This window comes from Martinezella miluonensis (genome assembly GCF_900094545.1).
Lineage (GTDB): Bacteria > Pseudomonadota > Alphaproteobacteria > Rhizobiales > Rhizobiaceae > Rhizobium > Rhizobium miluonense.
In genome coordinates this window covers 196801-217352 of the sequence record NZ_FMAH01000005.1, presented here as the reverse complement: position 1 = coordinate 217352, position 20552 = coordinate 196801, and the positions used below count along the sequence as shown (strand labels likewise).

Sequence of the window (20552 nt, the reverse complement as noted above, 5' to 3'; positions counted from 1 at the left end):
CATCGAAGACAGCTTCGAAACCGCCAAGAACGAGCTCGGCCTTGACCACAATGAGACCCGCTCCTGGCACGGCTGGTATCGCCATGTCTCGCTGGTCATGCTCGCATTCGCCATGATGGCGGTCATTCGTCATCGCGCCAACACTATGCCACCCCCAAAAACGAGGCGGCGCTTAGGACCCGGCATCAGCAATTGATCCGCTGGTCGATCCAGGAAATCCGCCGGATCGCAACACGCCTCGCACGACGGCGAATTGAACCTTCAGCCGTCATCGCATGGTCGCTTTGGCGACGGGCACACCAAGCCGCAGCAAGGCAAGCGCATCTCAGGTCAAAAATGCAACTGTAATGTTAGCTCGAGTCATGCTGAAGAATGCATAAAACGCAGATGCCATGCGATCATGGCGTCCAGTGGCGCTAAGTCAATCCTTCTCGCATATACGATCGAGACCGATCAAAGGCGCATGCCTTGATGACCCATCCGGACACATGCGGATGGGGCGCCGCCGGGCAGGATGGGTGCCGGCGCTATCGTCGGCCAGCACCCCTAGTCTCAGATAATCCCACCGCCACCGGCGACAGAAGCCGGGCGCTCGGCGGCAACCTTGTGACGATAGCCGCTCGCCCTATAGGCCGCGACCGGATCAATGGCGCCACCGGCGCGGCGGCGTGCTTCAGCCAAGATAGGCTCGACATCGGCGCGATAAGCGCGCTTCAGCGTTTCCGATGCCATCAGTGCGTCATTCGCATCCTGATAATCGCCGAGTGCCTTTCGGTCGACGATCAGCGCCTGCGCATAGGCGCGACGGATCTCATTGGCGCTGGAAATCAGGCTCTCGATCGGGTCCGTGACATTGTGCGATTGGTCGATCATATGCGCCGGATTGAAATCATTGACGCCGCGCCGCTCCGCATCGACCAGCTCGTTGAAGACGAGGAACAAGCGATAGGGCTCGATAGCGCCGGCGTCGAGATCGTCGTCACCATATTTCGAATCGTTGAAGTGGAATCCGCCGAGCTTGCCGAACTGGATGAGGCGCGCGACGATCATCTCGATATTCGTATTCGGCGCGTGATGGCCGAGATCGACGAGGCAATGCGCCTTGGGGCCGAGCGTCTGCGCGATCAGATAGTTGGTGCCCCAGTCCTGAACGACGGTCGAATAAAAGGCCGGCTCGTACATCTTGTGCTCGGAGAACAGTCTCCAGTCATCCGGCAGGGCCTTGTAGATGTCGGCCATAGCGGCGAGGTAGCGCTCGAACGCCTTGGTGAAATTCGTCTGCCCCGGGAAGTTCGAGCCATCGCCGACCCACACGGTCAGCGCCTTCGAGCCGATCGCCTTGCCGATCTCGATGCATTCGATGTTGTGCTCAACGGCCTGGGCGCGGGTTGCCGCATCGACGTGGCTGAGCGAGCCGAACTTGTAGGAATGAGCTTGGCCGGGTGCGTCGGAGAACGTATTGGAGTTCATGGCGTCGAAGCCGAGGCCGAGTGCGTCGCCCTTGGCCTTGAGCTCGCGCGGGTCCGCCTTGTCCCAGGGAATGTGCAGCGAAACCTTGGGTGTCGTCCGGGTCAGCTGCTGAATAACGGCGCAATCGTCGAGCTTGTCGAAGATGCCGCGCGGCTCGCCTGTGCCGGGGAAGCGGGCGAAGCGCGTGCCGCCGGTGCCGACACCCCAGGACGGAACCGCAACGAAGAATTCGGAAACCTTCTTGGTCACAGCCTCGATGTCGACGCCGCGCCGGGCGAGCGTGGCGCCAAGCGCCTCATAATCAGATTTCAGCGCGGCAGCGCGCTTGCCGTTTTCTGCAGCAACCAGATCGGGCGCAATCCTGTATTCGGCCATTCTTTCCTCCCAAACGATGAAGGCCCGCGCCGGCAAGCGTAATGCTGGCGCGGGCCGTTTGATGTCAGCGCGTGAAGCTCTGTGCGTTGCCGGCGTCGACGTTGATGATGTTGCCGGTCGACTTGGCGGACAGGTCCGAAGCCAGGAAATAGATCGCCTCGGCAATGTCCTCAGGCAAGACATTCAGCTTCAGCATCGAGCGCTTGCGGTAATGTTCTTCCAGCTCGTCCACTTCGATCTTCGAGGAGGCGGCGCGCTGTTCACGCCATTCACCGTTCCAGATCTTCGAGCCGCGAAGAACGGCATCGGGATTGACCGTGTTCACGCGGATGCCGGCTTCCGCACCCTCCAGCGCCAGGCATCGGGCCAGATGAATTTCGGCAGCCTTTGCCGTGCAATAGGCGGCAGCATTCGGCGACGACGCGAGACCGTTCTTCGATGCGACGAAAACGACGTTACCGCCGAGGTTCTGACGGCGGAACAGCCGGAACGCTTCCCGCGAGACGAGGAAATAGCCGGTCGCGAGAATGTCGATATTGCGGTTCCACATCGAAAGCTCGGTGCTCTCGATCGGTGCAGACGATGCGATCCCGGCATTCGATACCAGAATATCGACCCCGCCGAACTCGACGCAAGCCTCGGCAAAAGCGGAGATGACGGCATCTTCCTTCGTCACATCGAGCTTGACGCTGCGCACCGCATCGGCACCGTACATCTTGGCGAAATCCGCCTGCGTGCTCTCAAGCGCCGCCTGGTCGATATCCGCCAGAACCACGCAGGCACCCTCGCCTACCAGACGCGCTGCCGTAGCGCGGCCGATACCACCGGCACCGCCGGTCACGAAGGCAACGCGGCCCGCCAGGCTCTTCGGCTTCGGCATGCGCTGCAGCTTTGCCTCTTCCAGCAGCCAATATTCGATATCGAAGGCTTCCTGCTCCGGCAGGCCCTGATATTCGGAGACCGTGGATGCGCCGCGCATGACGTTGATGGCGTTGACATAGAATTCGCCGGCAATGCGGGCGGTCGCCTTGTCGCGGGCAAAGGAAAGCATGCCGACGCCAGGAACGAGGAAGATCACCGGATTCGGATCGCGCATCGCAGGCGAATTGTCATGCTTGCAATCACTGTAGTAGCGCGCGTAGTCGGCGCGGTAATCTTCCAGTGCCTTGTCGAGACCGGCAATGACCGCATCGACATCGGGCTTTGCGGGATCGAAATTGACGATCAACGGGCGGATTTTGGTGCGCAGGAAATGATCCGGACAGCTGGTGCCGAGCGCCCCGAGAGGACGAAGGCTCTTGGAGTTGACGAATTCGAGCACGGCATCCTGATCGTCGAAATCGCCGAGCTTGCGCTCGGCCTTGCCGATGCGGCCGCGGATCTCGGGCATCAGCCGGGAGGCGATTGCACGGCGCTCCGCTTGCGGCAGGCTATCAGCGACCGCGCCACCGAAAATGGTCTTGCCCTCGGTCTTGGCGGCAAACCAACCGATCGCCTTGTTGATGATTGCAAGCGTCAACTCGTAGCAGGCCTTGGCATCATCGGCCCAGGTAAAGAGGCCATGGCTTTCCAGCACGACGCCCTTGGCATTCGGATGCGCCTTGACGAAGGCTTCGAGATCGAGCCCGAGCTGGAAGCCGGGACGGCGCCAGGGCAGCCAGCCGATTTCGTCGCCGAAAATTTCGCGCGTCAGCTCGCGCGAGTTCTTCGCGGCGGCAATGGCGATGATGGCATCGGGATGCATGTGATCGACATGGATGAACGGCACGAAGCCATGAAGCGGCGTATCGATGGAGGCGGCGCGCGCATTGAGATTGAAGGTGCAATGCGGCAGGAAGCCGACCATGCGATCCTCGTCGGCGACACCCTGATAGATATTCTTCAGGCTGTCGAGCTTGTCCTGGTAGAGCGTCGCGAAACCGTCGAGCTTGATGGTGCCGACGTCGCCGCCGGAACCCTTGACCCAGAGTACTCTAACCTTTTCGCCGGAGAGCGGATCGGCTTCCATGACCTTGGCCGACGTGTTGCCGCCGCCATAGTTGGTGATACGCTTGTCTGCACCGAGCAGATTCGATCGATAAAGCAGCTTGCCCGGCTCATCGAGGCCGGCCGCATATGCCTCATCCCAACGGTTCTTCAGAAGCTGAACGTCAGCCGCCATGTCATCCTCCCTTGAAATCAAGTCTTGCGAGCGGACCGGATCATGATGGCACCACTCTTTGTGAGCAGGGTATCGCTCACGCACAGTCACCTTGTCAATCGAAAACGATCATATTCGATAATGCTGCGATGCAATATGAAAGTTTATGATCGTTTCTGATTGACACATTGCCATATTTGCGAAATAACCGCCCTCAAGGAGGAGCCGATGCACGAACGTGAACGCCATCGCATTATTCTGAGCGCCGTACAGGAAAAACCTGTGGTGACGATTCAGGATATTTCCGAGCTGACAGAGGCTTCGGAAGCGACGATACGCCGTGATATCGCCGCCCTACATGTGCAGGGAAAGATCCGCCGCGTCCGCGGCGGCGCCGAATCAATCCACCCTGCGCAGCTCGGCAGCCTTGCCGGTCGCCCCTTCCGCGTTTCGGAATCTGTCAACATCGATAAGAAACGCGCAATTGCGCGCAAGGCCGCTGAATTGTGCAATCCGGGCGATGCCATCATCATCAACGGCGGCACGACCACCTTTCAGCTCGTTCATTACATCTCGGCCTTCCGGCTGCAGGTGATGACCAACTCCTTCGCCATTGCCGAACATCTGGTCAAGCATTCGAAAAATACGGTGACCGTTCCGGGCGGCGCGATCTATCGCGAGCAGAGCCTGATCCTGTCGCCCTTCGACAATGACACGACCCGCAATTTCTACGCACGGCGCATGTTCCTTGGCGCACAGGGTGTCGGCCCGCTCGGCATCATGGAGGCCGACGGACTGCTGATCCAGAGCGAGCAGAAGCTGATGCGCCAGGCCGATGAACTCATCGTCATGGTCGACTCCAGCAAGTTCCGTCAGCGCTCCAGCCTGATCCTTTGCCCACTCGAACAGGTGACTACGATCATTACCGATGACGGCATTTCGGCAGACACGGTGCGGATGATCGAGGGCGCAGGCGTATCGCTGATTATCGCGAATGTTTCGGCTGAGGCCGAGGAGGAAGATTCCCCGTCGGTCGCATAAGGGACGCGGCTGTGACGGGGGAAGCATAGCCTATCAACTTGGGAGGAAGAGACATGAATATAGCAAAGAAACTGGCGATCGGCGTCGCGCTCGCCGCGACACTGATGGCTGGCACGGCCAGCGCAAAAGACATCAAGATCGGCCTCGTGGTGAAGTCGCTGGGCAACGGCTTCTTTGAAGCCGCCAACAAGGGCGCGCAGGAAGCTGCCAAGGATCTCGGCGGCGTGCAGGTGATCTACACCGGCCCGACCTCGACCACGGCCGAAGGCCAGATCGAAGTGATCAACTCGCTGATCGCACAGGGCGTCGATGCCATCGCGATTTCGGCAAACGATCCCGATGCAGTCGTCCCGGCCCTCAAGAAGGCGACGCAGCGCGGCATCAAGGTCATCTCCTGGGATTCCGGCGTCGCAAAGGCCGGCCGTATCCTGCAGCTGAACCCATCGTCCAATGAGCTAATCGGCAAGATGTGCCTGACGCTCGCCAAGGATCATCTCGACGGCGGCAAGGGCAACTTCGCCATCCTGTCGGCCACAACGACGTCGACGAACCAGAACATCTGGATCGGCGAGATGAAGAAGCAGCTCAAGGACTTCCCGGGCCTCAACCTGGTCACGACCGTTTATGGTGACGATCTCTCTGACAAGAGCTATCGTGAAGCCCAGGGCCTCCTGACCTCGCATCCGGAAGTCAAGGTCATCGTCGCCCCGACGACGGTCGGCGTGCTTGCCGCTTCGCAGGCCGTCAAGGATGCCGGCAAGATCGGCCAGGTTTATGTGACCGGCCTCGGCCTGCCGTCTGAGATGGCCGGCGCGATCAAGTCCGGCGCGACGAAGGAATTTGCGATCTGGAACCCGATCGATCTTGGCTACTCTGCAACGCAGATCGCCTATCGCCTCGTCAAGGGCGAGACCGACGGCAAGCCGGGCAGCGAGATCAATGCCGGTCGCATGGGCAAGATCAAGGTTGGCGAAAACGGCGAAGCCGCCATGGCCGACCCGTTCGTCTACAACGCTTCGAACATCGATCAGTTCTCCAAGGTTTTCTGATCGAAGATAAGCATCCGCAGCTCTCCGGCGGCATCAGCCGCCGGACCTGGCTTCATTGATCCGGTACATTGCTGATGACCACAGTCCTTCAACGTTCCCTAGCGGACGCACCAACCGCGAGCAATACGGCCATTCTGGAAATGCGCGGCATTTCTCAGATCTTTCCCGGCGTCAAGGCGCTGGATGGCGTCAGCATTTCGCTTTACCCCGGCAAGGTGACCGCCCTTATCGGTGAAAATGGCGCGGGCAAATCGACCCTCGTCAAAATCCTGACCGGCATCTACCGTCCGAACGAAGGCGAAATCCTCGTCGACGGCACGCCGACGGCTTTCGCCAGTGCACAGGCCGCCATCGATGCCGGCGTCACGGCCATCCATCAGGAGACAGTGCTCTTCGATGAGCTAACCGTTGCCGAAAACATCTTCCTCGGCCATCCGCCGCGCACGTCCTGGCGTACCATCGACTGGAAAACGATGAACAGCCGGTCGAGGCAGCTTCTTGAATCGCTCGAAAGCGCGATCGATCCCGCGACCAGATTAAAGGACCTCTCCATTGCGCAGCGCCACCTTGTTGCGATCGCGCGCGCTTTGTCGATCGAGGCCCGCATCGTCATCATGGACGAGCCCACCGCCGCCCTGTCCCGCAAGGAGATCGACGATCTTTTCCGCATCGTCGAAGGGTTGAAGGCAAGGGGCAAGGCCATCCTGTTCATCAGCCACAAGTTCGACGAGCTTTATGAAATCGCCGACAATTTCGTCGTTTTCCGCGACGGCCGCGACGTCGGCCACGGCGATCTGAAAACGACGCCACAGGACGAGATCGTCCGCATGATGGTCGGGCGTGATGTCAAGGACGCTTTTCCGAAAGTACCCGTGACCATCGGCAACACCGTTCTCGAAGTGGACAGATACTGTCACCGCACGGAATTCCGCGACATCTCCTTCAAGCTTAGGCGCGGCGAGATCCTTGGCGTTTACGGCCTGATCGGCGCCGGGCGCTCCGAGCTTTGCCAATCGCTCTTCGGCATCACCAAGCCGCTGTCCGGGCGATTGACGCTCGATGGACAGGAAATCCATGTGCGCTCGCCGCAGGACGCCATCGGCGCCGGCATCGTCTACGTGCCGGAGGAGCGTGGTCGCCATGGCCTCGCCCTTCCGATGCCCATCTACCAGAATATATCGCTTCCGTCGCTCGGACGCACCTCGCGAAAGGGCTTCCTGAAGGCCGCCAACGAATTCGCACTTGCGCGCAAATATGCCGAAAGGCTCGATCTGCGCGCTGCCGCCCTTTCCGTGCCGGTCGGCACGCTTTCCGGCGGCAACCAGCAGAAGGTGGTCATCGGCAAGTGGCTCGCGACACAGCCGAAGATCATTATTCTCGACGAACCCACCAAGGGTATCGACATCGGCTCCAAGGCAGCCGTCCACGGTTTCATCAGCGAGCTGGCGGCCGAAGGCCTCAGTATCATCATGATCTCCTCCGAACTGCCCGAGATCCTCGGCATGTCGGATCGCGTGCTGGTCATGAAGGAAGGTTTGTCTGCAGGCCTGTTCGAGCGCGAGGGGCTGACGCCGGAAACGTTGGTACGCGCCGCCACGGGCAACGCATAGAGCGTCATGGCTTTTCTTCGATCAGCCAGAACGCTCTCCTTGTTTGTTTTTGCCGCATTTGTGCGACGCCAGGTGAGGACGCCTGGCTGCAAGATGCTCTAGGGAGGACGGGATGCCACGCATCCTCAGAAAGCGCGAAACACTGCTCGCCATCATCATCGTCGTGATGATCGCCGGTTTCGCAACGCGTGCGGTCGGCTTCGCCGAGCCCGCCAATCTCGCCAATATCTTCAACGACACCTCGATCCTCATCATTCTGGCCCTCGCCCAGATGACGGTCATCCTGACGAAGTCGATCGATCTGTCCGTCGCCGCAAACCTGGCACTGACGGGCATGGCGGTTGCGATGCTGAACGCGGCCTATCCCGACATTCCACTGATCGCGCTCGTCGTCATGGCGATCCTGATGGGCGCAGTTCTCGGCGCCATCAACGGATATCTCGTCTGGGCCCTGGAAATCCCGCCGATCGTAGTCACGCTCGGCACTTTGACGATCTATCGCGGCATGGCCTTCGTGCTGTCGGGTGGCGCCTGGGTCAATGCGCACCAGTTCACGCCGATCTTCTTGAACGTGCCGCGCACGCCGCTTCTCGGCCTGCCGGTGCTTGCCTGGATCGGCATCGCGATCGTGCTCATGATGTATCTGGTGCTGCGCTATACGCAGTTCGGCCGCTCGGCCTATGCCAGCGGCGGCAATCCGGTTGCGGCCGTCTATGCCGGCATCGACGTCGGCTGGACGCGCTTCCTCGCCTTCGTCCTATCCGGCGCGCTCGCCGGCCTTAGCGGCTACCTCTGGGTATCGCGCTACGCCGTCGCCTATGTCGATATCGCCAACGGCTTCGAGCTCGATAGCGTGGCAGCCTGCGTCATCGGCGGCATTTCGATTGCGGGCGGCGTCGGTTCAGTGGCCGGTGCGGTATTGGGCGCCTTGTTCCTCGGCGTCATCAAGAACGCCCTTCCGGTCATCGGCATCTCGCCGTTCACGCAGATGGCGATCTCCGGCACCGTCATCATCCTTGCCGTCGTCTTCAACGCTAGGCGCGAACGCAACCGCGGCCGCATCATCCTTAGAGATCAGGCCGCAAAGGACACCGCCAGCCAGGGGGCAAGCGCATGAGCAACGGTTCGCAAGCGGCAACGGCGGAAAAACGCGTCATTCCGGATCGCCTCGGGACGCCGTTCAAACGCATCCTGGCAAGCTGGGAAACGCTGCTCCTTGGCGTCGCGGTCGCCATTTTCATCTTCAATTCGCTGGCCTCGCCCTATTTCCTCGATCCCTACAATCTCTCGGACGCGACCTTCAATTTCACCGAAAAGGCGATGATCGCCTTTGCCATGGCGCTGCTCGTCATTGCGGGCGAAATCGACCTTTCGGTCGCAGCGATCATCGCGCTCGCCTCGACGGCTATGGGCGCTGCCGCGCAAGTGGGCGTCGGCACGCCGGGCCTCGTCGCCATCGGCCTGGGCGTCGGCCTGGTTTGCGGCACCTTCAACGGCTTCCTCGTTTCCGCACTGAAACTGCCGTCGATCGTCGTCACCATCGGCACGATGAGCCTGTTTCGCGGCATCTCCTATATCGTGCTTGGCGATCAGGCCTATGGCAACTATCCGGATAGTTTCGCCTATTTCGGCCAGGGCTATGTCGTCTGGGTCTTCTCCTTCGAATTCGTGCTCTTCATCGTGCTGGCGATCGCTTTTGCTATCCTGCTGCATGCCACCAATTTCGGTCGCCAAGTCTATACGATCGGCAATAATGATTTCGCCGCACGCTTCTCCGGCATTCCGGTCGAGCGGGTCAAATTCATCCTGTTCCTCCTGACCGGCATCATGAGCGGAATTGCCGCCGTGTGCCTCACCTCGCGCCTCGGCTCCACGCGCCCCTCGATCGCACTCGGCTGGGAACTGGAAGTGGTCACGATGGTCGTGCTCGGCGGCGTATCGATCCTGGGCGGTTCGGGGACGATCGGCGGAGTCGTCATCGCCGCCTTCGTGATGGGCCTCGTCACCTTCGGCCTCGGCCTGCTCAACGTTCCGGGCATCGTCATGTCGATCTTCATCGGCCTCCTCCTCATCATCACCATCGCCCTGCCGATCGTCGCAAGGCGCATCAGGACCATGAGCCCCAAATGATCGCAGCCCTCGAACGCCACGCCTTCAAGATGAAGCTCAATCCAGGCATGGAAGCGGAATACAGGAAGCGCCATGACGAAATCTGGCCGGAACTTGTGGACTTGCTGCATCAGGCGGGAGCCAGCGATTATTCCATCCATCTCGATCGCGAGACGAACACGCTTTTCGGCGTGCTGACTCGGCCGAAGGATCACACCATGGCGAGCTTGCCCGAGCATCCCGTCATGAAGAAATGGTGGGCGCATATGGCCGATATCATGGCGACCAATCCCGATAACTCGCCCGTTCAGAGCGATCTGGTCACGGTTTTTCATCTGCCATGAGCGACTTTAAGGCCTACCGCAATATCGCCGTGATCGACATCGGCAAGACCAATGCCAAGGTCGTCGTCCTCGATGCCCGGACCGGCGCGGAAATCGCTGTCGTCAAAACGAACAATAGCGTGCTGAAGACCGCCCCCTATCCGCACTACGATATCGAAAGGCTTTGGGGGTTCATCATCGAGGCATTGAAGAGCTTTGCAGCGGCGCCCGGCTTCGATGCCATATCGATCACCACGCATGGCGCCTCGGCTGTATTGCTCGATGCCCAAGGCGGTCTTGCCTTGCCCGTGCTCGATTACGAACACAGCTATCCGCAAGCCGTTCAGGAGGCCTATGCGCAATTGCGCCCGGCTTTTGCCGAAACCTTCTCGCCAGAGCTCTCGGGTGGCCTGAATGTCGGCGCGCAGCTCCACTATCAGAAGAACACCTTCCCGGAGGATTTCGCTCGCGTCGCGACAATCCTGACCTATCCGCAATATTGGGCGTTTTGCCTGACTGGCATTGCCACAAATGAAGTCACCTCGCTCGGCTGCCACACCGATCTCTGGAATCCGACGGCTGGAGCCTATTCCTCCCTCGTCGACACGCTCGGCATTCGCGAACTGATGGCGCCGGTACGCTCGGCATTCGACGCTCTCGGACCGGTGCTGCCCGCGCTTGCCGCCGAGATCGGCCTTGTCGCACCGGTGCCTGTCTATTGCGGCATCCATGATTCCAACGCATCGCTGCTGCCGCATCTTGTCGACAACGACGCGCCTTTCGCCGTCGTGTCGACGGGAACATGGGTGATCAGCTTTGCCGTCGGCGGCGATCTCGACCATCTCGATCCCGAGCGCGATGTCCTTGCCAATGTCGATGCCTATGGCCGCGCTGTGCCTTCCTCCCGTTTCATGGGCGGTCGCGAATTCGAGATCCTGGCGGCGAAGATCGGCACGGCGCCGTCAGACGCCATTGCAGGTGCGCTCGAAAGGGTGATCGAAAAGAATTTCATGCTGCTGCCGAATGTCGTCGCGGGGTCCGGGCCATTTCCAGGCAGCAAGATGCGCTGGATCGGTGAGGCCTCGATGGACACAGCCGAACGCCTGGCGGCCGTCAGCCTCTATCTCGCTCTGATGACCGAAGCCTGCCTCGGCCTGATCGGCGCCAAGGGACCGGTCTTCGTCGAGGGCCCTTTTGCCACCAATGGCGCCTATCTGATTGCCCTGGCCGCGTTGACCGGCGCCGAGGTCATCGCTCTGCCCGGCTCGACGGGAACGAGCCAGGGCGCCGCCCTGCTGACCGGCATTCGCCCCCACACCACCATGGCAAGCGCACCTGTTCGCGCCGAGTTGCCCGGGCTCACCAACTATCGAGAAGCATGGCGCGAGGCGCTGAGCTGTGGCGGGCAGCCGATCAGATAGGTGTGGCGGCAGTGATCGCAACCCATGCCTGTAAGATTGCAGCAACCATCACTCGATGAAAATTTCCGAAAAATCGCCGAAATTGTCTTCGCGACGGTTATTTTCTTGCGGAATCGTCGCAACATTCCTAGAGAAAATACTCTCATGAACGCTTTCAAGGTCAAAAATGTCCGAAAGCGATCATCGGCTTCGATGCCAGTCCTGTCTCCTTAGGGAGGCGCTTACGGCAGTTGCGCTTCGAGACAGGTGGGGGGTTCAAAGGGCGATGCCGCGCCCATCCAAGGAGAGATAACATGAGTCTGAAGACATTGACGGCCGCGACCTTCGTCGCTTCGCTGGCCTTCGCACCTCTCGCGCATGCGGACATCACGATCGGCCTCATCGCGCCGCTGACCGGCCCGGTCGCCGCCTACGGCGAACAGGTCAAAAACGGAGCGCAGACCGCAGTCGACGAAATCAACAAGAGCGGTGGCGTTCTCGGCCAGAAGCTCGTTCTGAAGCTCGGCGACGACGCCGGCGACCCGAAGCAGGGTGTGTCCGTTGCCAACGGCTTCGTCGGCGACAGCATCCACTTCGTCGTCGGCCCAGTCACGTCGGGCGTTGCCATCCCGGTTTCCGATGCGCTTGCCGAAAACGGCATCCTGATGGTTACGCCGACCGCAACCGCTCCGGACCTGACCAATCGCGGACTGACCAATATCCTGCGCACCTGCGGCCGCGACGACCAGCAGGCCACTGTCGCTGCCAACTACGTGGTGAAGAACTTCAAGGACAAGAAGATCGCTATCCTTGACGACAAGGGCGCCTACGGCAAGGGCCTGGCAAAAGCCTTCAAGGCGACCCTCAACAAGGGCGGCGTAACCGAAGTGCTCGCCGACTCCCTGACCCCGGGCGAAAAGGACTACAGCGCCCTGACGGCAAAGCTGAAGCAGGCAGGCGTCAACCTGATCTACTTCGGCGGCTACCATCCGGAAGCCGGCCTTCTGGCCCGCCAGCTGCATGACATCTCCGTCCAGGCGCAGATCATCGGCGGCGACGGCCTGTCCAACACCGAATACTGGGCGATCGCCAACAACTCGGCTGCCGGCACCCTCTTCACCAACGCCTCTGATGCTCTGAAGAACCCGGATTCGCAGACGGCCGTTGCGGCCCTCAAGGCACGCAACATTCCGGCGGAAGCCTTCACCCTCAACGCCTTTGCCGCCGTACAGGTGCTGAAGGCTGGTATCGAGAAGGCCGGCAAGGCTGACAACGCCGAAGCCGTCGCCACCGCGCTGAAGAAGGGCGAACCTGTCGATACCGCCATCGGCAAGGTTACCTATGGCGAAACCGGCGACCTCACCTCGCAGAGCTTCTCGCTCTACAAGTGGGAAAACGGCAAGATCGTTTCGGCCGAATAAGCCGTTACTTCAATGCTTTGCAATGCAGCCGGGCCACTCGTTGGCCCGGCTTTATTATTGGTGGTCCATGCGTGAACCGCTACGATTCAGCAAACGGTGCGGAAACGCTCGACGCAGGTAAACAGAACTTCTTCACCCGGTCGCTTCCACCAGTTGTTTTGGGAAAAGATCTCGACTTCCTGCAGACCGAAAAAGCCCGCTTTCTCGATCTCGGCGCGGATGCGCTTGAGGTCGATAACGCCGTCGCCCATCATGCCACGATCAAGCAGCAGGTCCGTGGTTGGGACCAGCCAATCGCAGATATGATGCGCCAGGATTCGCCCGCCAGCACCGGCACGCGCGATCTGCTCATGAAGCTTCGGATCCCACCAGACATGGTAGACGTCGATGGCAACGCCGATGCCGTCGCCGAGAAGATCGCAAATGTCGAGCGCCTGCTCCAGCGTGTTCACGCAAGCCCGGTCGGCAGCATACATCGGATGCAGCGGCTCGATCGCCAGCGGAATACCGGCGCTGCGGGCATGCGGCAGGATCGCCGCGATACCATCGGCCACCATCTCGCGGGCATGAGCGATATCCTTCGATCCTCCAGACAATCCGCCGACGACGAGAACAAGGCAATCGGCATTCAGTGCCGCCGCCTCATCGATCGCCCGCTTGTTGTCGTCGATCGCGGCTACCCGGCCCTCGGCATCAACAGCCGGAAACATGCCGCCGCGGCAAAGGCCGGTCACCTTGAGCTTGTTATCGGCAACGATCCTAGCAGCTTCGCCAAGGCCGATCTTGTGAACCTGATCGCGCCAGGGGGCGATCGCGACGATATCCTGCTTCAGGCAGGCTTCGACCGCCTGGCGCATGTCATATTGCTGGCGCACCGTCGCTAAATTGATGGATAGACCTTTTAGGGCCATTGCGCTGCTCCTCCCCAATCGCTTTTCCGCTATTCGATGCCGACGGTGGCCAGGATCGTCTTCATCCGACGCACCGCCAGATCCGGATCGCGCAGTACGCGGGCGGCATCCGCCAATCGGAAAAGCTCCGAGAGATGCAGGATGGAGCGCGTACTCTGCTGGCCGCCAAGCATCTGGAAGTGATCCTGAAAACCATTGAGATAGGCGAGGAAGACGACGCCGGTCTTGTAGAAGCGTGTCGGCGCCTTGAAGATATGACGCGACAGCGGAACGGTCGGCGCCAGGATCTGATGAAAGGCATCGAGATCGTTGTCGGCGAGCTTCGCCAGGGCGGCACTCGCAGCCGGACCGATGGCATCGAAGATGCCGAGCAGCGCGTGCGAATAGCCCTGCTCGTCGCCGGCGATCAGTTCGGCATAGTTGAAATCATCGCCCGTATACATTTTCACCGACGGATGGAGCCGCCGGCGCATGACGATTTCCTTCTCGGCCGAAAGCAAGGAGATCTTGACGCCATCGACCTTGGCGGCGTTCCGGTTGATGATCGCGACGGCCGTTTCCATCGCCTGCATATCGTCAGTCGATCCCCAATAGCCCGCGAGGGCCGGATCGAACATCGAGCCGAGCCAGTGGATCATCACCGGCTCCTTGACCTGTCCGAGAATGCGGTCGTAGACGCGGACATAGTCGTCAGGGCCTTTGGCAGCCGCGGCAAGCGCGCGGCTTGCCATCAGGATGATGCGGCCACCCTGCCCTTCGACATAGGCAACCTGCTCCTCATAGGCACGAATGACATCGTCGATCGTGACATCCGGGCCTGGCGGCAGGTGATCTGTGCCGGCGCCATAGGCGATCATGGCATCCGGCCGTCCGCGAGCCGCGGATTGCGCATGCGCGATCAGTTCTTTTGCACCGGCCCAATCGAGACCCATGCCACGCTGCGCCGTATCCATCGCCTCCGCCACGCCGAGACCGAGATCCCAGAGATATTCGCGGAAGGCGATGGTCCGCTCCCAGTCGATATTTCGGTCGAGCCAGGGATCGTTGTCGGCGAAAGGATCGACGACGACGTGAGCGGCGGCATAGGCAACACGATTGAACCGATGGCCGCCGGCCGGCTTAAGGGGAGCGCTCAACGGCGCATTGATCGGCGTGAAATCGGCAACCGTGCCGCCAGCCATTGGCAAGCGAAGGCTTCTCGTCATGATGCCGGCTCCTCAGCGAGCAGAAAGTGCGGGAACATCAACCCAGCGGCGCTCGGCCCAGCTCTGCTGCGCCAGCTCCGCCAGCTGCACGCCCTTGGCGCCTTCGCGAAGCGTGAATTTCCACGGCGTATCCTCGGCGATATGGCGCAGATAATCTTCCCATTGCGCCTTGAAACCATTGTCGAAGACCTGCGTGTCCGGCACCTCATCCCAAGTGTCGAAGAAGTTGATCGGCTGCGGCTGGTCAGGGTTCCAGACCGGCTTCGGCGTATTGACCCGATGCTGCGTCCAGCAGCGCATCAGGCCGCAGACGGCAGAACCATGCGTGCCGTCGACCTGGAAGGTGACGAGATCGTCGCGACGAACCCGTACCGCCCAGGAGGAATTGATATGAGCGATGACCCCGCCTTCCAGCTCAAACGTGGCATAGGCGGCATCGTCGGCATCGGCGACGTAGGTCTTGCCGTTCTCGTCGACGCGGCTTGGAATATGGGTGGCGCCGAGGCAGCTCACCGATTTGACCTCGCCGAACAGATTGTCGAGCACATAGCGCCAATGCGGCAGCATATCGAGGATCATTCCGCCGCCCTCTTTTTTGCGGTAGTTCCAGGAAGGACGCTGTGCCTTGACGCCCCAATCGCCTTCGAACACCCAGTAGCCGAACTCGCCGCGCACGGAGAGAATCTTGCCGAAGAAGCCGCTGTCGCGCAGCATGGCGATCTTGCGCAGGCCCGGCAGGTATAGCTTGTCCTGGACCACGCCGTTCTTGACGCCGCTGCGTTCCGCGGAGGCGGCGACCGACAGCGCCTCCTCCAGCGTTTCCGAGATCGGCTTTTCGCAATAAACGTGCTTGCCGGCGGCAATCGCCCGCTCGAGCAGTTCGACGCGCATCTGCGTCGAGCCGGCATCGAAGAAGATCGTGTTATTCGGATCGGCAAGAGCGGCATCAAGATCGGTCGTCGTCTTGGAAAGACCATGCTTGCGGGCGATCGACTCGATCTTTTCCGCATTGCGGCCGACAAGCACCGGCTCGGGCATCAGCCGGTCGCCATTTGCCAACAGGACCCCACCCTGCTCACGGATCGCCAGGATCGAACGCACCAGATGCTGATTGTAGCCCATGCGGCCGGTGATGCCATGCATGATGATACCGATCGGCTTCGTTGCCATAAGTCATTCCTCCCGTAAATAACTATATAGTTACATAACTGACATGGCAAAGCGGTGCTGTCAACGGCCAACGTCAATAGCCGCAGTGCAGATCACCCGAGATTATCGAACTTGTGTAGAGAGGGCGCCTAGGGGCGTAGATAGGCAAAAATGACGTCGACGATGTGCTCGCCCCAGGCGTCGATCTCCGCCTTCTCGGAAAGGTTGCGCCGGAAGATCGTCGACAGCGTCCAGCGGTTCGTCAGGAAGAACGAGCCTAGTGCTGCAATGCTCATATAAATTTTGACGGGATCGCAGTCGGCACGGAAGTCGCCTGCAGCAGTCCCGCGATCGAGCAGGCCGGAGATCTCGGAAACCAGCGGCGAATGCAGCTCGAAAATGCGCGCCGACCGCTTCAGGAAGCGGGCCTTGTGCATGTTTTCCGTGCTGAGAATACCAAGGAATTCAGGGTGATCCAGAAAATATTGCCAGGTGAAAACAACCAGCTCCCGCATGCCGTCTGCAGGTGAGCGATGGGAAAGATCGAGCCTTGCCTCAGCCGAGCGGATGGCGATGTAGCTGCCTTCGAGAACGGCGACGTACAGCGCGTCCTTGCCGCCGAAATAGTGGTAGAGCATCCGCTTGTTGATCTTGGCGCGCTCGGCAATGGCATCGACGCGTGCGCCGCCATAGCCGCGCTCGGCAAATTCCTTGGTTGCGGCCGCAAGGATCGCCTTGCTGGTGCGTTCCGCATCTCTCAAACGTGGCCGTTCCGATGACGCTCGCGAGGATGCCTGATCCGCATTTGCAGGGTCTTCGCTCTTCGTGCGGCGCTTTACGGTTCTGGCTTCCGGCATTATGGCTCCTGGCGGCATCTCTCAAGGCTGCGACGCCTTTCTTCTCGCCGATAAGTAACCGATCATCGCATAAGTTGACAGTCCCTTGCGATGTCCTGCTCGTAGTAACCAGACGGTTATATCGATTGAAATGTGGATATATGCCCGGCTGCGCGATCGGACACCGCATGGATTTCCCTGACAAATGAAGGCGGCAACCTTGCTTTCGCCGCCGGTCCGGCTCAAGAGAGCGAAGAGGAACTGACACCGGATAGCTCATGGCTGAGAAGCATATCGCAATCATCGGCGGCGGCCCTGCAGGGCTGATGGCGGCAGAAATCTTGTCTGCGTCAGGCCACCGAGTGACCGTCTACGACAGTATGCCGACGGTCGCGCGTAAATTCCTGCTCGCCGGCAAATCCGGACTGAACATTACCCATTCGGAAGAATTCGACCTGTTCGCCAGTCGCTTCGGCGCGGCGTCACGCCGACTGCGCGCCGCTCTGGATGGTTTCAAACCGAACGATATCAGAACCTGGGCCGACGGATTGGGAACGGAGACCTTCATCGGTTCGTCGGGTCGCGTCTTTCCGAAGGCCATGAAGGCATCGCCGCTGCTGCGCGCCTGGCTCGCCCGGCTGGAGGCGCGGGGCGTGAACATCATGATGCGGCACCGCTGGTCTGGCTTCGCCGACGACCGCCTGATTTTCGAAACGCCGCAGGGGCAAAGCATCGTCGAATATGGCGCTGTCCTCCTCGCACTTGGCGGCGCCAGCTACCCCCGATTAGGTTCGGATGCCGCTTGGGTCGACAGGCTTCGAGACAAGGCGATCGATGTCACCACCTTCCAACCCGCCAATTGCGGTTTCGACGTCGCCTGGAGCGCTCCGTTCAAAGACCGTTTCGCCGGCGCGCCGCTCAAGGCGGTGACGGCAACCTCGGAGGCTGGAACCTTTCCCGGCGAATTCGTCATATCGCAAGCCGGCATCGAAGGCAGCCTCGTCTATGCGCATGCCGCTGCCTTGCGCGACCGGCTGGCAAACGGAAACAGCGCAGCGCTCGTCATTGATCTCGCGCCCGGACGCACGGGCGAGCGGTTGGCCAGCGATCTGGCCCGACAGGATCCGAAGGCCAGCCTTTCCAACCGCCTGCGCAAGGGTGCGGGGATCGAGGGCGTGAAGGCCGGCCTCGTCCGCGAACTTGCCGAACCCCCTACCCTTTCGCATCCGGAAAGCCTCGCTCGTCTGATCAAGGCCTTGCCGATTCCACTGTCTAGACCGAGGCCCATTGCCGAAGCCATCTCGTCGTGCGGCGGCATCCGCTGGAGCGAAATCGACGACAGCTACATGCTGAAAAAGCTCCCCGGCATATTTGTCGCCGGAGAAATGATCGACTGGGAAGCGCCGACCGGCGGCTATCTCCTAACAGCCTGCTTTGCCACGGGACGCGCTGCGGCCGAAGGCATGGATGCCTGGCTCAAGCGTCAAACGACGCGGGCCTGAGCGCTTGGCTCATCACCCCGCGATGAACGGAGGCGCCGACATTCCTACGGTCGCGTATCAATAAGCCGCTTCGGCCCTTCCTTCACGTCCACCTCGTCCTCGGAGCGGATATAGACCTGCAGTGAATAGCCAATATGTTCGGTCATCAGCGCCTTGGCGCGATCGAGATCGCGGTCGAGCGCTGCGTCCATCAGCGCCGTATGATGCTCGATCGCCATCGCGTCCTGCAGGGCGGCAGCGGCCTTCTCATAGCCGAGGCTCAGGCCGGCGGCGGCGCGCTGCGTCGGTGTCAGACCGAGAAAACGGTGATGACGGCGAAGCTGGTCGCTAATGGTGGACTGGAAACGGAAAAGCCAATGCGAGGTCGCCGCACTCAGGAGTGCCGCATGGAAGGCCGTATGCTTCTCGTCCCATTCGTCGGCCACCTCATCCGAAGCGTCATCGGGTGTGATCTTGCAGCGAGACAGGCGATAATGAGCTATCACGACAGCCGATTCCCAATCCGGGCCGCCCTTTTCGATCGATTCCAGGAGCAACGGCATTTCGACGATCATGCGCGCCCGCATCAGGTCTTCCAGTTCCGCCCGCGAAACAGGAGCAACGGCAAAGCCGCGATTGCTCACGGCCGTCACCAGTTTCTCGGCCTCCAGCCGTGACAGCGCCTCGCGAAGCGGCGTCCATCCAAGGCCATAGCTATCCCGCAGAGCGCCAAGCCGCAAAGATGCGCCGGGCCTCAGCCTCGTATTAAGGATATCGCGTCGCAACAGCAAATAAGCTGCCTCCGTCTTGCTCAACGTATCCTTGTCCTGCATGATCCTCATCCCCGTCATCTTCAGGCTAAGATTATATATAAAACCGCCGTGGCGGGGAAATATATATTAAAGATTGGCGCAGTGCATATCATATATCGCAAATTGACAGGCTTGCTGCAGTCGCTATGATCCGCGCCAAGAGAGCCGGAGGGAACGCGGCTCCTTGACACACCCGGGAGGAAAACATGCGCAATTCCACATCCAAATGGCTGTCCGGCGTCTTGATTGCCGGCGCCTTCATGGCAAGCATCGCTACTGCATCGGCCGAGCCCATCAAGATCGCAATCGCCAATTTCGGCGAGCATCCGCAGCTGAACGCCTCGATCGCCGGCTTCAAGAAGGCGCTGGCCGCGAACGGCTTCGTCGAGGGCAAGGACGTCGTCTATTCCGAAAGCAATACGAGCTTCGATGCTTCGCTTGTGCCGCAGATGATCGCCAAGCTGCAGGCAGAACATCCGAAGCTGATGTATACGGTCACGACGCCCGTGTCGCAGATCGCCAAGAAGGCGCTTGCCGGCTCCGGCATTCCGATCGTCTTTACCGCTGTAACCGATCCTGTCGCCGCCAAGCTGGTCCCGTCCTGGGATGCGGGTGACGTCGGCATCACCGGCTCGAGCGACCTGCAGGACATCTCTGCAATTCTGACCTTCACCAAGAAGCTGTTTCCGAATGCCAAGCGCATCGGTGTACCCTACAATCCGGGCGAAGCTAACGACGTCGCCCTGATCGATAAGGTCAAGGCAGCGGCTCCCGCCGCCGGCTTCGAAGTCGTGCCCGTCGGCGTCGACAACGTCAACGACATCCAGCAGCGCATCGCCTCGCTCGCCGGCAAGGCTGACGTGATCTACACGCCCGCCTCCAACTTGCTGCAGCCGGCAATCCCCGCCGTTGCCGCCGCCGCCCGTCAGGCGCAGATCCCGATCGTCAATTCCGATGACGCAGCGGTTCGCAGTGGCGTCGTGCCGGCAAGCTTCGCCGTCAACTATATACAGGTCGGCGAAAATGCCGGTAAGATCGCTGCGCAGATCCTGAAGGGCGCCGATCCCAAGACGATCAAGCCCGCGCGCCCGGCCTATGCCGACCATGCGCCGCTGATCAACAAGGCCGTCCTGAAGGCATTCGGCGCCGAAGTTCCTGCTTCGCTTGCCGATTGCAATTGCTTCACGAAGTAATAAGCGGCATTTTCGAGGGATCAACCC

Annotated in this window: 17 protein-coding genes and 1 pseudogene; 11 read left to right on the top strand and 7 right to left on the bottom strand. The window is 60.6% G+C overall.

Going from position 1 to position 20552, the window contains the following annotated elements; genetic code table 11:
- A pseudogene (locus tag GA0061102_RS07970) lies at positions 1 to 196 on the top strand (IS701 family transposase); the annotation flags it as partial.
- Positions 197 to 552: 356 nt separating this feature from the next.
- Here the strand turns inward: GA0061102_RS07970 and rhaI are convergent.
- A complete protein-coding gene (gene rhaI, locus GA0061102_RS07965; RefSeq protein ID WP_092845646.1) occupies positions 553 to 1845 on the bottom strand; it encodes an L-rhamnose catabolism isomerase in 1293 nt (430 codons plus the stop codon).
- Positions 1846 to 1909: 64 nt separating this feature from the next.
- Entirely contained in the window at positions 1910 to 4006 is a 2097-nt protein-coding gene (locus tag GA0061102_RS07960; protein WP_092845644.1) for a bifunctional rhamnulose-1-phosphate aldolase/short-chain dehydrogenase, read from the bottom strand.
- Positions 4007 to 4213: 207 nt separating this feature from the next.
- Between GA0061102_RS07960 and GA0061102_RS07955 the strand changes: the two genes are divergently transcribed.
- From GA0061102_RS07955 to GA0061102_RS07920, 8 genes are all read left to right on the top strand, one after another.
- The gene (locus GA0061102_RS07955) at positions 4214 to 5026 is read left to right on the top strand and encodes a DeoR/GlpR family DNA-binding transcription regulator (RefSeq protein ID WP_068393884.1); all 813 of its coding nucleotides are present in this window, start codon (positions 4214 to 4216) and stop codon (positions 5024 to 5026) included.
- Positions 5027 to 5079: 53 nt separating this feature from the next.
- Positions 5080 to 6075, top strand: a complete 996-nt coding sequence (gene rhaS, locus GA0061102_RS07950; RefSeq protein WP_092845642.1) for a rhamnose ABC transporter substrate-binding protein — start codon at positions 5080 to 5082, stop codon at positions 6073 to 6075.
- 74 nt (positions 6076 to 6149) lie between these two features.
- Positions 6150 to 7685: a sugar ABC transporter ATP-binding protein gene (locus GA0061102_RS07945; protein ID WP_092845678.1), complete on the top strand. Its 1536-nt coding sequence runs from the start codon at positions 6150 to 6152 to the stop codon at positions 7683 to 7685.
- 112 nt (positions 7686 to 7797) lie between these two features.
- A complete protein-coding gene (locus GA0061102_RS07940) occupies positions 7798 to 8802 on the top strand; it encodes an ABC transporter permease (protein ID WP_092845640.1) in 1005 nt (334 codons plus the stop codon).
- Positions 8799 to 9815: an ABC transporter permease gene (locus GA0061102_RS07935; protein WP_092845638.1), complete on the top strand. Its 1017-nt coding sequence runs from the start codon at positions 8799 to 8801 to the stop codon at positions 9813 to 9815. The genes GA0061102_RS07940 and GA0061102_RS07935 overlap by 4 nt, the downstream gene beginning before the upstream one ends.
- On the top strand, positions 9812 to 10138 hold the full coding sequence (gene rhaM, locus GA0061102_RS07930) for an L-rhamnose mutarotase (protein ID WP_092845636.1): 327 nt from the start codon (positions 9812 to 9814) through the stop codon (positions 10136 to 10138). The genes GA0061102_RS07935 and rhaM overlap by 4 nt, the downstream gene beginning before the upstream one ends.
- Positions 10135 to 11538, top strand: a complete 1404-nt coding sequence (locus GA0061102_RS07925) for an FGGY-family carbohydrate kinase (RefSeq protein WP_092845634.1) — start codon at positions 10135 to 10137, stop codon at positions 11536 to 11538. The genes rhaM and GA0061102_RS07925 overlap by 4 nt, the downstream gene beginning before the upstream one ends.
- Positions 11539 to 11831: 293 nt before the next feature.
- The gene (locus GA0061102_RS07920) at positions 11832 to 12938 is read left to right on the top strand and encodes a branched-chain amino acid ABC transporter substrate-binding protein (protein ID WP_092845632.1); all 1107 of its coding nucleotides are present in this window, start codon (positions 11832 to 11834) and stop codon (positions 12936 to 12938) included.
- Positions 12939 to 13024: 86 nt separating this feature from the next.
- Here the strand turns inward: GA0061102_RS07920 and GA0061102_RS07915 are convergent, their stop codons facing one another.
- From GA0061102_RS07915 to GA0061102_RS07900, 4 genes are all read right to left on the bottom strand, one after another.
- On the bottom strand, positions 13025 to 13849 hold the full coding sequence (locus GA0061102_RS07915) for a sugar phosphate isomerase/epimerase family protein (protein WP_092845630.1): 825 nt from the start codon (positions 13847 to 13849) through the stop codon (positions 13025 to 13027).
- 29 nt (positions 13850 to 13878) lie between these two features.
- Complete coding sequence (locus tag GA0061102_RS07910) at positions 13879 to 15054, bottom strand: dihydrodipicolinate synthase family protein (RefSeq protein WP_092845628.1); 1176 nt, start codon at positions 15052 to 15054, stop codon at positions 13879 to 13881.
- A gap of 12 nt (positions 15055 to 15066) precedes the next feature.
- Complete coding sequence (locus GA0061102_RS07905; protein ID WP_092845626.1) at positions 15067 to 16224, bottom strand: Gfo/Idh/MocA family protein; 1158 nt, start codon at positions 16222 to 16224, stop codon at positions 15067 to 15069.
- Positions 16225 to 16352: 128 nt separating this feature from the next.
- Positions 16353 to 17060 carry a TetR/AcrR family transcriptional regulator gene (locus tag GA0061102_RS07900; protein ID WP_092845624.1) on the bottom strand — a complete coding sequence of 236 codons (708 nt, stop codon included), beginning with the start codon at positions 17058 to 17060 and terminating at the stop codon, positions 16353 to 16355.
- Between the two features lie 257 nt (positions 17061 to 17317).
- On the opposite strand from GA0061102_RS07900, the gene GA0061102_RS07895 reads away from it, so the two are divergent.
- On the top strand, positions 17318 to 18541 hold the full coding sequence (locus GA0061102_RS07895; RefSeq protein WP_092845622.1) for a TIGR03862 family flavoprotein: 1224 nt from the start codon (positions 17318 to 17320) through the stop codon (positions 18539 to 18541).
- 44 nt (positions 18542 to 18585) lie between these two features.
- Here the strand turns inward: GA0061102_RS07895 and GA0061102_RS07890 are convergent, their stop codons facing one another.
- Complete coding sequence (locus GA0061102_RS07890) at positions 18586 to 19353, bottom strand: GntR family transcriptional regulator (protein WP_092845676.1); 768 nt, start codon at positions 19351 to 19353, stop codon at positions 18586 to 18588.
- A gap of 185 nt (positions 19354 to 19538) precedes the next feature.
- Here GA0061102_RS07890 and GA0061102_RS07885 point away from each other — a divergent pair, with 185 nt between their 5' ends.
- Positions 19539 to 20525: an ABC transporter substrate-binding protein gene (locus tag GA0061102_RS07885; protein ID WP_092845620.1), complete on the top strand. Its 987-nt coding sequence runs from the start codon at positions 19539 to 19541 to the stop codon at positions 20523 to 20525.
- The last annotated feature ends 27 nt before the right edge of the window (positions 20526 to 20552 follow it).